The organism is Rhizobacter sp. P2_D12 (assembly GCF_056404395.1).
In genome coordinates this window covers 22,952-35,368 of record NZ_JBFUEB010000070.1, presented here as the reverse complement: position 1 = coordinate 35,368, position 12,417 = coordinate 22,952, and the positions used below count along the sequence as shown (strand labels likewise).

The 12,417-nt window shown below is 70.6% G+C and carries 11 protein-coding genes; 4 read left to right on the top strand and 7 right to left on the bottom strand.

The features are described from left to right. Window positions 1-227 precede the first annotated feature (227 nt). The 3 genes from AC1DYN_RS21680 (at window position 228) to AC1DYN_RS21670 (ending at window position 2,656) form a co-directional block, all read left to right on the top strand. On the top strand, window positions 228-1,220 hold the full coding sequence (locus AC1DYN_RS21680) for a quinone oxidoreductase family protein (protein WP_477963183.1): 993 nt from the start codon (window positions 228-230) through the stop codon (window positions 1,218-1,220). A gap of 84 nt (window positions 1,221-1,304) precedes the next feature. Next, complete coding sequence (modB, locus tag AC1DYN_RS21675; RefSeq protein ID WP_477963182.1) at window positions 1,305-1,997, top strand: molybdate ABC transporter permease subunit; 693 nt, start codon at window positions 1,305-1,307, stop codon at window positions 1,995-1,997. Then, on the top strand, window positions 1,994-2,656 hold the full coding sequence (locus AC1DYN_RS21670) for an ABC transporter ATP-binding protein (RefSeq protein ID WP_477963181.1): 663 nt from the start codon (window positions 1,994-1,996) through the stop codon (window positions 2,654-2,656). Before modB ends, AC1DYN_RS21670 begins: the two co-directional genes overlap by 4 nt. Before the next feature lie 38 nt (window positions 2,657-2,694). Here the strand turns inward: AC1DYN_RS21670 and lspA are convergent, their stop codons facing one another. The 3 genes from lspA to AC1DYN_RS21655 all read right to left on the bottom strand — a co-directional run bounded on the left by lspA (window position 2,695) and on the right by AC1DYN_RS21655 (window position 7,116). Further along, window positions 2,695-3,189, bottom strand: a complete 495-nt coding sequence (gene lspA / locus AC1DYN_RS21665) for a signal peptidase II (RefSeq protein WP_477963180.1) — start codon at window positions 3,187-3,189, stop codon at window positions 2,695-2,697. 2 nt (window positions 3,190-3,191) lie between these two features. Next, window positions 3,192-6,038, bottom strand: coding sequence for an isoleucine--tRNA ligase (gene ileS, locus AC1DYN_RS21660; RefSeq protein ID WP_477963179.1), 2,847 nt, complete (start codon window positions 6,036-6,038; stop codon window positions 3,192-3,194). 82 nt (window positions 6,039-6,120) lie between these two features. Continuing rightward, the gene (locus tag AC1DYN_RS21655; RefSeq protein WP_477963178.1) at window positions 6,121-7,116 is read right to left on the bottom strand and encodes a bifunctional riboflavin kinase/FAD synthetase; all 996 of its coding nucleotides are present in this window, start codon (window positions 7,114-7,116) and stop codon (window positions 6,121-6,123) included. Between the two features lie 237 nt (window positions 7,117-7,353). Here AC1DYN_RS21655 and AC1DYN_RS21650 point away from each other — a divergent pair, with 237 nt between their 5' ends. Then, window positions 7,354-8,271 (top strand): hypothetical protein, encoded by a 918-nt coding sequence (locus AC1DYN_RS21650; RefSeq protein WP_477963177.1) that lies wholly within the window; start codon window positions 7,354-7,356, stop codon window positions 8,269-8,271. 16 nt (window positions 8,272-8,287) lie between these two features. Here the strand turns inward: AC1DYN_RS21650 and AC1DYN_RS21645 are convergent, their stop codons facing one another. The 4 genes from AC1DYN_RS21645 to AC1DYN_RS21630 all read right to left on the bottom strand — a co-directional run bounded on the left by AC1DYN_RS21645 (window position 8,288) and on the right by AC1DYN_RS21630 (window position 12,388). Next, the gene (locus tag AC1DYN_RS21645; RefSeq protein ID WP_477963176.1) at window positions 8,288-8,992 is read right to left on the bottom strand and encodes a pseudouridine synthase; all 705 of its coding nucleotides are present in this window, start codon (window positions 8,990-8,992) and stop codon (window positions 8,288-8,290) included. 806 nt (window positions 8,993-9,798) lie between these two features. Beyond that, the gene (locus AC1DYN_RS21640) at window positions 9,799-11,064 is read right to left on the bottom strand and encodes a twin-arginine translocation pathway signal (protein WP_477963185.1); all 1,266 of its coding nucleotides are present in this window, start codon (window positions 11,062-11,064) and stop codon (window positions 9,799-9,801) included. A gap of 5 nt (window positions 11,065-11,069) precedes the next feature. Continuing rightward, window positions 11,070-12,062, bottom strand: a complete 993-nt coding sequence (locus AC1DYN_RS21635; protein ID WP_477963175.1) for a P1 family peptidase — start codon at window positions 12,060-12,062, stop codon at window positions 11,070-11,072. Then, window positions 12,062-12,388 (bottom strand): hypothetical protein, encoded by a 327-nt coding sequence (locus AC1DYN_RS21630; RefSeq protein WP_477963174.1) that lies wholly within the window; start codon window positions 12,386-12,388, stop codon window positions 12,062-12,064. The genes AC1DYN_RS21635 and AC1DYN_RS21630 overlap by 1 nt, the downstream gene beginning before the upstream one ends. Between the last annotated feature and the right edge of the window lie 29 nt (window positions 12,389-12,417).

Genomic DNA, 12,417 nt, shown 5'->3' with positions numbered 1-12,417 from the left:
ACCCACAACTCCGGCAGCGTCTGGTCCGGGGGCACGCCGCCGGACAGGCTGCTGGCGAAGGCGCGCTGCACGCTGGTCGGGATGCCCGATTGCGTCAGCATGTCCGCCCACAGCTGGGCGAGCGCGAGGTTGGGTGCGGTGGTGAGGCGTTTCAAGACCGGGTACGGGCAAGGGCGGGGGAGTGCTGGCACGATACCGCATCTCCCTGCAGCTTCGAGGACCATGCCATGCCACTTTCCGCGCAAGTCATCCGCATCGAACAACCCGGCGGCCCCGAGGCGATGAAACTGGCCGAGGTGCCGGTCGGCGAGCCCGGGCCGGGCGAGATCCGCATCCGCCACCATGCCATCGGCATCAACTACATCGACATCTACCACCGCACCGGCCTGTACGCACTGCCCTTGCCGCTGACGCTGGGCGTCGAGGGCGCCGGCGTCGTCGACGCGGTGGGCGCGGGCGTCACGCACCTGCGTGCCGGCGATCGCGCGGCCTACGTGAGCCAGCCTCCCGGTGCGTATTCGACGCTGCGGGTGATGCCGGCGAAGTGCGTGGTGCGGCTGCCCGATGCGATCGGCTTCGACGAAGGCGCGGCGATGATGCTGAAGGGCCTGACCACGCAGTACCTGCTGCGCAAGACGCTGCCGCAGGGCGGGCTGGCCGCCGGCGACTTCGTGCTGTTCCATGCCGCGGCCGGCGGTGTCGGGCTGATCGCCTGCCAGTGGGCGAGGGCGCTCGGCCTGCAGCTGATCGGCACCGCCAGCACCGACGAGAAATGCGCCGCCGCGAAGGCGCATGGCGCGGCCTTCACGATCAACTATGCGCGCGAGGATTTCGCGGCCCGGGTGAAGGAGATCACCGGCGGCAAGGGCGTCAAGGTGGTCTACGACGGCGTCGGCCGCGACACCTGGGACAAGTCGCTCGATTCGCTGCAACCCTTCGGCCTGATGGCCAGCTACGGCAGCGCCTCGGGCAAGGTGCCGCCGTTCGACCTGGGGGTGCTGGGCGCCAAGGGCTCGCTGTTCCTGACGCGGCCGACGGTCTTCACCCACATCGCGAGCCGCGAGTCGACGCAGGCGATGGCCGACGAGCTGTTCGCGATGGTGACCAGCGGCCAGGTGAAGATCCCGGTCGAGCACCGCTATGCGCTGAAGGACGCGGCGCAGGCCCACATCGACCTGGAGGCGCGCAAGACGATAGGCGGGTCGGTGCTGGTGCCTTGACGGGAGGACGACCCGGATGGGCATCCGGGCTGCGCGTTATGTCCTGCGCTACATTTCGGGGTCCTTCACGTCGTCTCTCCCCCCATGTTTGCTGAAGCCGCAAGTGCAGCGGAGTCCGCGTGGATCCCGCTGGCGCTGTCGCTGAAGGTGGCCGGCTGGGCCACGTTGATCGATCTGCTGCTCGGCGTCGGCCTGGGCCTGCTGCTGGCCCGCGGGCGCTTCCCGGGTCGCGACCTGCTCGACGCGCTGCTGACGCTGCCGATGGTGCTGCCGCCCACCGTGCTCGGCTACTACCTGCTGGTGCTGATCGGCAGGCGCGGTTGGCTCGGCGCCTGGTTGCACGAGACCTTCGGCATCAACCTGATCTTCACCTGGCAGGGCGCGGTGATCGCGGCCAGCGTGGTGGCGCTGCCGCTGGTGCTGAAGTCGGCGCGCGCGGCCTTCGAGGCGGTCGAGCCGCAGCTGGAGGATGCCGGGCGCGTGCTCGGCCTGTCGGAGGCGGCGGTGTTCTTCCGCGTGACGCTGCCGCTGGCCTGGCGCGGCATCCTTGCCGGCACGCTGCTGGCGTTCGCGCGCTCGCTGGGCGAGTTCGGCGCGACGCTGATGGTGGCGGGCAGCATCCCGGGGCGCACGCAGACGCTGTCGGTGGCGGTCTACGAGGCGGTGCAGGCGGGGCAGGACGGCGTGGCCAACGTGCTGGTGCTGATCACCTCGCTGACCTGCATCGCGGTGCTGCTGCTGGCGGGGCGGCTTCTGCCGGGGAGGGTGTGGCGGTGAGCTTCGAGGTGGACATCCGCAAGGCGGTCGCCAGCGAGCGCCGCCGCTTCGAGCTGCGCGTGCGCTTCACGTCGCAGGCGCGGCGCACCGTGATCTACGGGCCGTCGGGCGCCGGCAAGACGCTGACGCTGCAGGCCATCGCCGGGCTTTTGAGGCCGGACGCCGGCCGCATCGTCTTCAACGGCGACACGCTGTTCGACAGCGACGCGCGCATCGCGGTGCCGGCGCGGCAGCGGCGCTTCGGCTACCTGTTCCAGGACTACGCGCTGTTCCCGCAGCTGAACGTGCGGCAGAACATTGCCTTCGGCCTGCAGCGCGGCTGGCTGAACCCGGCGCGCGACGTGGGCGGCGAGGCGGTCGAGCGCTGGCTTGCGGCGCTGGAGCTGCAGCCGGTGGCGTCGCAGCGCCCGCACCAGCTGTCGGGCGGGCAGCGGCAGCGCACCGCGCTGGCGCGCGCGCTGGTCAACGATCCGCGCGCCTTGTTGCTGGACGAGCCGTTCTCGGCGCTCGACCCGGCGCTGCGCGAGCGCACGCGCGACGAACTGGACCGGCTGCTGGCGCAGATCGACATTCCGCTGGTGATGATCACGCACGACCCGGACGACCTGCACCGCTTCGGCGAGCACGCGCTGCAGTTGCGCGACGGCCTGATCTCGTAGGGATCGTCAGTCCGACATTCCCCGGATTGCCATCCGGGCTACTTGCCGCGCCTGACCCTCAGCAACTCGTCGAGGATGAGCAGGATCGCCCCCAGCGTGATCGCGCTGTCGGCCAGGTTGAACGACGGGAAGAACCTGTCGGCCCAGTGCACCTGGATGAAGTCGACCACGTAGCCGTGGATCAGCCGGTCGATCACGTTGCCGAGCGCGCCGCCGAGGATCAGCGACAGCGCCCAGGCGAACATCTTCTGCCCGCCATGGCTGCGCAGCATCCACACGATGAAGGCGGCGGCCACCGCGCCGAGCGCGACGAAGAACCAGCGCTGCCAGCCCGACGCCCCCGCCAGGAACGAGAACGCCGCGCCGGTGTTGTGCACGCGGACGACGTTGAAGAACGAGGTGACGTGCACGCTCTCGCCGTAAGTGAAGCTGCGGACGATCAGCGTCTTGGTGAGCTGGTCGAGCAGGATGACGATGAGGGCGACGCCCAGCCAGGGGAGCAGGGAGCCGCTGCCGGATTTCTTGAACGCCATGCTCAGGCAACCTTCCGCTGTTCACCATCGCCATACAGATTGCTCGTGCACCGCCCGCAGATCGTCGGATGCCGAGCATCGATTCCGACATCGTCGCGGTAGTGCCAGCAGCGCTCGCACTTGGTCGCGGCCGATGGCGTCACCGTGACGGCCAGCGCATCGCCCGCCACCAGCCGCGCCTGCGAGGTGATCGTCACGAAGCGCAGGTCGTCGCCCAGCGATGCGAGCAGCGCATGGTCGTCCGCACCGGCCGTGATCGCCAGCTCGGCCTGCAGCGACGAGCCCACCTGGCCGGCGCTGCGCAGCGCCTCGATCTCCTTGTTGGCCAGGTCGCGCACCTCGCGAAGCCGCGCCCACTTCGCCAGCAGCGCGTCGTCGACCCATCCGGCCGTGTCGCTGAAGGTCTCGATGAAGATCGACGCCGACTGCCCCGGCGCGAACACCTTCCAGGCCTCTTCCGCGGTGAAGCTCAGGAACGGCGCCATCCAGCGCAGCATCGCGTGCGTCACGTGCCACAGCGCGGTCTGCGCGCTGCGCCGGGCCAGCGACTTCGGCGCGGTGGTGTACAGCCGGTCCTTCAGCACGTCGAGGTAGAACGCGCCCAGGTCTTCGCTGCAGAACACCTGCAGCTTGGCCACCACCGGGTGGAACTCGTACACCTCGTAGTGCTTCAGCACCTCGGCCTGGAACTGCGCCGCGCGTGCGAGCGCGTAGCGGTCGATCTCCAGCATCTGCGCCGGCGGCACGGCATCGGCGGCCGGGTCGAAATCGCTGGTGTTGGCCAGCATGAAGCGCAGCGTGTTGCGGATGCGGCGGTAGGCGTCGACCACGCGGGCGAGGATCTTCTTGTCGATCGCCAGGTCGCCGGAGTAATCGGTCGCGGCGCACCACAGGCGCAGGATCTCGGCCCCCATCTCCTGCACCGAATCCTGCAGCGAGATGAAGTTGCCCAGGCTCTTGCTCATCTTGCGGCCCTGGCCGTCGACCGTGAAGCCGTGCGTCAGCAGGCCGCGGTACGGCGCATGGCCTTCCATCGCGCAGGCGATCAGCAGCGACGAATGGAACCAGCCGCGGTGCTGGTCGTGCCCTTCCAGGTACAGGTCGGCCTCGGGGCCGTCCTCGCTGGTGGTGCCCGGCTGGCTGCCGACCTTCTCGTTCAGCACGTGGTAGAAGGTCGACCCCGAATCGAACCACACGTCGAGGATGTCGTTGCTCTTGATGTAGTCGCCGGCCTCGGCGCCCAGCACCTCGTCGACCGTCAGCTTCGACCAGGCCTCGACGCCGCCTTGCTGCACCACGTCGGCGGCGCGGTCGATCAGCGCCATCGTGTCCGGGTGCAGCTCGCCCGTCGCCTTGTGCAGGAAGAACGGCAGCGGCACGCCCCAGTTGCGCTGGCGGCTGATGCACCAGTCGGGCCGGTTGGCGATCATGTCGTGCAGGCGGGTGCGGCCGTTCTCGGGGTAGAAGCTGGTCTGGCCGATCGCGTCGAGCGCGGTCTGGCGCAGCGTCTTCGGCGCCTTGTCCTTCGTGAACACGCCTTCGCCCTCGTCCATGCGCACGAACCACTGCGCCGCGGCGCGGTAGATCACCGGCGTCTTGTGGCGCCAGCAGTGCGGGTAGCTGTGGTCGAGCTTGGCGCTGGCCAGCAGCCGGCCGGCATCGCGCAGCGCATCGGCCACCAGCGGCGCGGCCTTCCAGATGTGCATGCCGCCGAACAGCGGCAGCGTCGCCTCGTAGACGCCGTTGCCCTGCACCGGGTTCAGGATGTCATCGACGGCCAGGCCATGCTCGCGGCAGGAGTTGAAGTCGTCCACGCCATAGGCCGGCGCCGAGTGCACGATGCCGGTGCCGTCTTCGGCGGTGGCGTAGTCGGCCAGGTAGACCGGGCTCACGCGGTCGTAGCCCGGGTCCACGTCGGCCAGCGGGTGGCGGAAGGTGAGCCCGTCCAGCTTCTGCCCGAGCGTGGTGGCGACCACCGTGCCCTGCAGGCCATAGCGCGCCAGGCACTTGTCGACCAGCGCCGAGGCCAGCAGCAGCAGGCCGCGCTCGGTGTCGACCAGCGCGTACTCGAGCGCCGGGTTCAGGTTCAGCGCCTGGTTGGCGGGGATGGTCCAGGCGGTGGTGGTCCAGATCACCGCGAAGGCGTCCTTGGCGAGCGCGGGCAGGCCGAAGGCGGCGGCCAGCTTCGCCGGCTCGGCGGCCTGGAAGGCCACGTCGACCGCCTGCGAGGCCTTGTCGGCGTACTCGATCTCGAACTCGGCCAGCGACGAATGGCAGTCGAAGCACCAGTACACCGGCTTCAGGCCGCGGTAGACGAACCCGCGCTCGATCAGCCGCTTCAGCACGCGGATCTCGTTGGCCTCGTTGCCGAAGTCCATCGTGCGGTAGGGGTTGCCCCAGTCGCCCAGCACGCCGACGCGCTTGAAATCGGCCATCTGCTGGGCGATCTGCTCGGTGGCGTAGGCGCGGCTCTTGGCCTGCACCTCGGCACGCTCGAGGTTGCGCCCGAAGGTCTTCTCGATCTGGTTCTCGATCGGCAGGCCGTGGCAGTCCCAGCCCGGCGTGTAGCGTGCGTCGAAGCCGGCCAGCTGGCGCGCCTTGACGATCATGTCCTTCAGGATCTTGTTGGCCGCATGGCCGACGTGCAGCGTGCCGTTGGCATACGGCGGGCCGTCGTGCAGCACGAAGCGGGGGCGGTCGACGCGGGCGTCGCGCAGCTGCTTGTAGATGCCTTGCTCGCTCCAGTCCTTGATCCAGCCCGGTTCGCGCTTGGGCAGGTCGCCGCGCATCGGGAACGGCGTGTCGGGCAGGTTGAGGGTGGCTCGGTAGTCCGTGGGCTTGTCGGTCATGGCGTTGCGCGCGGGGACGCGTCGGGAAGACAGGTGCCGGCGCGGGGCGCCGGGGCTCGCGAAGGACGGGGTGGGGCGAGCGTTAAATTCGATCGCGGGTGGTCTGGCGGCGTTGCGCGGCGTACGACGCCAGGCAGGCGCGGGCGTCTTGCGCGTCCTGCTGGATCGCCGCCGTCAGGGCATCCAGCCCGTCGAAACGGGCTTCGTCGCGAAGTTTGTGCAGCAGTTCCACCCGGACGAGTTTACCGTAGCCCCCTTCGGCACCGAGGCGGGCGGGCCAATCGAGGCAGTGCACTTCGAGCAGCACGCGGCCGGCATCTTCGACCGTCGGGCGCACGCCCAGGCTGGCCACGCCGTCCAGCGGCTGCTCGCCCAGCCCATGCACGCGCACCGCGAAGATGCCCATCGCCGCCGTCTTGGCGTGGGCGAAGCGCAGGTTCAGCGTGCGGAAACCCAGCTCGCGGCCGAGCTTGCGGCCGTGGATCACGTGGCCGCTGATGCTGTAGGTGCGCCCGAGCAGCGACTCCACCTGCACCATGTCGCCGGCGGCCAGCGCCTGGCGCACCGCCGAGCTGGACACGCGCAGCCCGTGCACCTCGTAGCTCTTCATGCGGGCGACGTCGAAGCCCTGGGCCGGGCCGGCGGCGTCGAGCATCGCGTAGTCGCCGCCGCGGCGCGCGCCGAAGCGGAAGTCGTCGCCGACCAGGATGTACTTGGTGCCCAGGCCGCGCACCAGCATGTCGACGATGAAGGCCTCGGGCGACAGCGAGGCCAGGGGCTTGTCGAAGCGCAGCACGACGACCTGGTCGATGCCGCAGCGCTCGAGCTCGCCGAGCTTGTCGCGCAGCGTGGCGATGCGCGCCGGCGCCTGCTCGGGCTTGCCGGCGGCACGGGCGAAGTAATCGCGCGGGTGCGGCTCGAAGGTCATCACGCACGACGGCAGGCCGCGGTGCTGGGCCTCGTTGCGCAGCAGCGCCAGCATGGCCTGGTGCCCGCGGTGCACGCCGTCGAAGTTGCCGATGGTGAGGGCGCAGGCGTCGGCCATGCCCGGGTGGTGGAAACCGCTGAAGACGCGCATGGGGGGCGATTATCCGTCGCGGCGATGGCGCCGTCCGGATCGGCGGACCTGGAACTGAGGGGGGTGGGCTGGCCACTCAGGGCGATCGTTCATTTGCGCCGGAGGTGCTGCTGTGGCTGGATTGCGAGATCGTCGAATCGAATCCCTCGGGGGCGGCGCCCGGCCCTGCGAGAGAAGGTCTTGATCCCCGGTCCGAAGCGGGCGCGGGGGCGGGACGAGATCGTTGTGGGGCCAACGATGCAGCATCTCGCCGGCGAGTGGCTTGTGCAGGGGCGATCGATCAAGTTTGCAGGCGACCACATCTCGGACGACTCCATCCCGTGCCTGGAAAACATGTTGAGCGGAATGCAAGAAGCCGACCTGGACCTGTCCAACGCCGGTTTGGGGCCGGCCAGGAATGAATCTCGCAGAGCCTCCGAATTGATCAACGTGTTGACGACGAGCGCATCGCTGGTTTCATTGCGGTTGGGTTCATCGAGGAACAAGGTGTGTTGGCGTGAGGTGTTGCTGAATGTCGTCAGCCAGCCCAGCCACCTGCGCAGGCTGACGCTGTGCTCGAGGATGTGGTTCGGCAAGTCCGCCGTCGAACTCGCGACGGGCCTGTGCGATTGCGCGAGCCTCAACCCTGTGACGCTGGATCGGTGGGATGAGACGGATGTGCTGACATTTCTCGGTGCCGTCACCCTGCCTCGCCAGGGCTTGCAACGTCTGACATTGACCGGCATGTCGATCAGTGCACACGGTGTGTCGATATTCGAGCAGCAGCTCGCCGCCGCAGAGACGACCAGCGGATTGAAGCTGGTGCTTTCGAGCCGATCCGACGGCGTCTGGCGTGGCGATATGGTTGCTACGACCGACACGAGCGGTGCGCGAAGGGAACACGGTGCTGACATCGCGCCGGAGATCCTCCATGCGACGGTGAACGCCTCGTTGGCTGCGATCCTCGCTCAACTGGACGCCGAGCCGGTCGACCCGCACGAGGCGATCATCCGACTGCACTCGATCAAAGAAGCGCTACCGGAAGGAGATGCGACGCCCCTGCCAGCCTTCGGCACTCCGGATGCTGGATTCAGCCCGAGGCCACGGACCGCACCCAATCCCCCACAAGGCCAGGAGCCACTCGCCAAACGCCGTCGGACTCAGACCTTGGATTGACGCCTTGCCGCCCCGCTCAGCGCTTGCGCACCAGCGCTTCCCGCTCCGCCGCCGACACCCACCGCCATGCCCCGGACGGCACGCCCTGCAGCGTCAGCTCGCCGAACGCGCTGCGGTGCAGGCCCTCGACGCGGTTGCCCACCGCGGCCACCATGCGCTTGACCTGGTGGTACTTGCCCTCCGTCAGCGTCAGGCGCAGCGTGGTCTCGCCGGTGGCTTCGCAGGCTGCGGCGCGCACCGGCGCCGGATCGTCGTCCAGCACCACGCCGGCCAGCAGCCGGGCCACCTGCTCCGGCGTCACCTCGTGCTTCGCAGTCACCTCGTACACCTTGGGCACATGGTGCTTGGGTGAGGTCAGCCGGTGGATCAGCGTGCCGTCGTCGGTCAGCAGCAGCAGGCCGGTGGTGTCCTCGTCGAGCCGCCCCACCGGCTGCACGCCGCGGTTGCGCAGTGGCGCCGGCAGCAGGTTCAGCACGCTCGGGTGGTGCTTGGGTTTCTGCGAGCACTCGTAGCCGGTGGGCTTGTGCAGCAGCACCAGCGCCTTCTCGTGGTACGTCCACTCGCGGCCCTGCACGGTGAAGACCAGGCCCTCGGTCGCGACCTCTTCGGCCGGGTCGGCCACCACCCGTCCAGCCACCGAGACCCGCTCGTGAAAGATCAGGCCCTCGCATTCGCGGCGCGTGCCGAAGCCTTGGGAAAACAACACCTGGGACAGGCGCATCGGACAACTCTTTCGTTCAGGAATGCCGTTCGGACCGGCCGCCCGCAGGGAACTGCGGCCACCGCCTGGTCACACAGCGGGATCGTTCATTCGCGCGGGATGCCTTCATGACGGCTTGGCGGGATTGTCGCAGCGGCCTGGAGGCCGGGCCGTGGCTGCTCGACGAGCAGCGCAACACCATCCGGCTCGGGGCCCGGCAGATCAGCGTGTCGACGGCCGAACGCCTGGGTCTGCTGCTGCGCGAACGGCCCCAGGCGCACCTCGACCTGTCGGGCGCACCCCTCGAGGGCCGGGACAAGGCCCGGGCCGCCGCGGCCCTGACCGGCGTGCTGGTGCAGAACGGCGGCCTGACCGCGCTCACCGTGGGCTCCAGCAGGAACAAGGCCCTGTGGCAAGCGTCGGTGCCGAAGATCCTGCGTGCCAACCCGCAGCTGCAGGCGCTCACGCTGCACGGCGAAGCGTGGCTGAGCGATTGCGCCGGCCGGCTCGCCAGGATCGCGGGCCGCCAGCCCACGCTGCAACGCCTCACCTTGCAGGGCTGCAGCGCCGCCACCGCGACGGCGCTGCTGGCCGCGTTGCCCACGCGGCGCGCCGGCGTTTCGCACCTGGTGCTCGACGCCATCGGCACCAAGGGCTGCACGTCGCGCTTTCTCGCCTCGCTGATCGAGGAGCTTCCGAAGTGCCGCTTGCGCCGGCTGACGCTGGTCGGCATCAAGGGCTTCGGGCGCATGCGCTGCGCCAGGCTGGTCGATGCGCTGCACGCGGCCAGCTGCCCGACGCTGCTCGACCTGCCGCAGGCCGCCCGCTCAGAAGTGCAGTTCCAGCAGTACCGCGTGGTTGCCGGCGCAGGGCCACGCGCGGCCGGTGATGTGTTCGCCGTTGAACTCGCCGCTGACGGCGCGCTCCGCCCGGTCGAGCACGCGCGCCGTGGCCAGTGACACGCCGGCCACGCCGGCCGGCAGCTCGGCTGGCACCTGGCCGTCGAGCAGGATGCGGTCGCGCGGCACGCCGAAGTACCCGCGCGGGCGACTCAGCTGCACCAGCGCCACGGTCTCGGCATCGACGTCCGCCAGCCGGCTCGCGCGCAGGTGCACCAGCGACGACGAGCGCAGGAAGGCCGATCGGTAGATGTGCGTGGTGGCGTGGTCCGGCGCACTGATGACGAACTCGAGCGGCGTGCGGCTGTCGGTCGCGAACGGCCCCCAGCGGCCGTCGGCGCCGACGCCGCGGCGGTGCCGGGCGGGGCCGGCACGTTCGCCGGTCGCGGGATCGGTGGCGAACACCTCGACCGTCGCACCGGCCAGCGGCAGGTTGTCGGGCACCGCGGCCTGCGCGTGCAGCCCCGACACGGTGCCGTCGAGCAGCACCTGCGCCTCGGGCTCGATCTGCAGCGTGGCCGGAGATTGGCCGGTGATGAAACGCCAGGTGGCCTCGAAGGCGGCCGGGCCGAACGAGGTCTCGCGGTGGTCGATGCCGGCGATCACCACGTTGTGGGCGCCGCGCAGCTCCGGGCTGGCGGCATCGACGCCGGTCGGCGTGCCGGGCGCGCCGATCCACAGGCCGTCGGGCTGCGCGTACTTGTCGTTGGCATCGGAACGCAGCGTCATCCAGCGCGGGCCGGGCGGGGTCTCGCCGTTCGCATTCAAGCCCGCGAGGAACGGGCCGGCGCCGTTGAACTCGTTCCCCGGCCGGAAGCCGGGGTCGGCCCACACCCCGTGGTTGGGTGTGCCGCCGAGGATGGCATGCGACACCTGCGCCGCGCCGCCGTGCGCGACGAAGTTGCGCACCGCGAAGCCGCCGCGCGAGTTCGCGACCAGGATCACCTGCGCGGCACCGTGCAGCGCGCGCACCCGCGCGACCTCGTCGGCCAGGCAACGCAGCGCGTCGGCCGTCGAGCTGCGGCCCGGTTGCGGGGCGGCGTCGTCGTCGCGTGCCAGCGGGCAGGGCATGTCCAGCGCGTGCAGCCGCTCGCGCGGCCAGCCGTTCGATTCGAAGCGCCACAACGTGGTCAGCCACAGCGCCGCGGTGTCGCCGTTGCCGTGCACGAAGACGATGGGCGCGAAATCGGTCATGGCCGTCACGGGCCGCCCGCCGCGAGATCGCACGCCGCCGGAAAGGGGCCCCAGCCGCGCGCCGCCTGCACCGCGCGCACGATGGCGCGTGCCATCGCCTCGGCCGCCATCGTGCCGAGCAGCGTCGGGTGGCCGGCCAGCCCGCTGCGGCCGGTGGCGAGCGCGAACACCGTGTCGCCGTCGCTGTGCGTGTGCACCGGGTTGATGCTGCGCGCCAGGCCGTCGTGCGCCATCTGCGCCAGCTTGTTGGCCTGCGATTTGGTCAGCACGGCGTCGGTGCCGACCACGCCCAGCGTCGTCGCCGCGCCGGGCTGCAGCTGTACCGGCAGCGCGCCGGCCAGCAGCGCGCCGGTGCTGCCGAGCAGGCCGCGCCCGTCGGCGCTGCGTGCACCGGCCAGCACGCGGCCGCTGTGCGGGTCGATCACGTCGCCCACCGCATTCACCGCGGCCAGCGCRCCCACCGTGATGCCGGCGACGCTGACCGATGCGCAGCCGAGCCCGCCCTTCATCGCGCGGTCCAGCCCGAACAGCTTGCCGACCAGCGCGCCGGCGCCGGCACCGACGTTGCCTTCGGCGCAGGGCGCGTCGGTGGCGGCATGGCAGGCCGCGTAGCCGGCGGCCGCGTCGGGCCGGATCGCGGCATCGCCGGTGAACAGGTCGAACAGGATGGCGGCCGGCACGATGGGCACGCGGTGCGGGCCGACCGGGTGGCCGATGCCGCGCTCCTCGAGCCAGCGCATCACGCCTGCGGCGGCGTCCAGCCCGAAGGCGCTGCCGCCGGCCAGCAGCACGCCGTGCACCGCCTCGACGGCGTTCAGCGGCGACAGCAACTCGGTGTCGCGCGTACCGGGCGCGGCGCCGCGCACGTCGACGCCGCCCACGGCGCCCTCGGGCGCCAGCACGATGGTGCAGCCGGTCGGGCGGCGCGGGTCGGTGAAATGGCCGACGCGCAGGCCGGCGACGGCGGACAGGCCGGGTCCGAAGGACGTGGCCGGCATCAGGCGGCGGTGGGGCCGCCCAGGCCCGGTTCGTCCTCGAACCAGGTGAACAGCACCAGGCCGACGATGGAGGCCAGCGGGAAGGTCACCAGCGCGAGCAGCACCCACAGCGCGGCGCTGCGCTTGAGCCGCGCCGCCGCGATCCCGATGAAGACCAGGTGCAGCGCGAACGCGACGAACATCGCGATGCCGAGCAGGATGATGCGCGGCACCGATTCGAGCGTCGACGACAGCAGCGGCGGCAGGAAGGCGAACACGCAGCCTGCGAACACCACCAGCGAGACGGTGGCGGCGGTGGTCGCGCGGGAGGCCGGGTGAGCGGGCATGGCGGGGCTCCGGGGGAGGGATCCCGCGA

What these genes read in the sequence shown, in the direction of transcription:
- AC1DYN_RS21680 (WP_477963183.1), top strand. Translation starts at nt 228, where the DNA reads ATGCCACTTTCCGCGCAAGTCATCCGCATCGAACAACCCGGCGGCCCC.
- modB (WP_477963182.1), top strand. Translation starts at nt 1,305, where the DNA reads ATGTTTGCTGAAGCCGCAAGTGCAGCGGAGTCCGCGTGGATCCCGCTG.
- lspA (WP_477963180.1), bottom strand. Translation starts at nt 3,189, where the DNA reads ATGGCGTTCAAGAAATCCGGCAGCGGCTCCCTGCTCCCCTGGCTGGGC.
- ileS (WP_477963179.1), bottom strand. Translation starts at nt 6,038, where the DNA reads ATGACCGACAAGCCCACGGACTACCGAGCCACCCTCAACCTGCCCGAC.
- AC1DYN_RS21655 (WP_477963178.1), bottom strand. Translation starts at nt 7,116, where the DNA reads ATGCGCGTCTTCAGCGGTTTCCACCACCCGGGCATGGCCGACGCCTGC.
- AC1DYN_RS21650 (WP_477963177.1), top strand. Translation starts at nt 7,354, where the DNA reads ATGCAGCATCTCGCCGGCGAGTGGCTTGTGCAGGGGCGATCGATCAAG.
- AC1DYN_RS21645 (WP_477963176.1), bottom strand. Translation starts at nt 8,992, where the DNA reads ATGCGCCTGTCCCAGGTGTTGTTTTCCCAAGGCTTCGGCACGCGCCGC.
- AC1DYN_RS21640 (WP_477963185.1), bottom strand. Translation starts at nt 11,064, where the DNA reads ATGACCGATTTCGCGCCCATCGTCTTCGTGCACGGCAACGGCGACACC.
- AC1DYN_RS21630 (WP_477963174.1), bottom strand. Translation starts at nt 12,388, where the DNA reads ATGCCCGCTCACCCGGCCTCCCGCGCGACCACCGCCGCCACCGTCTCG.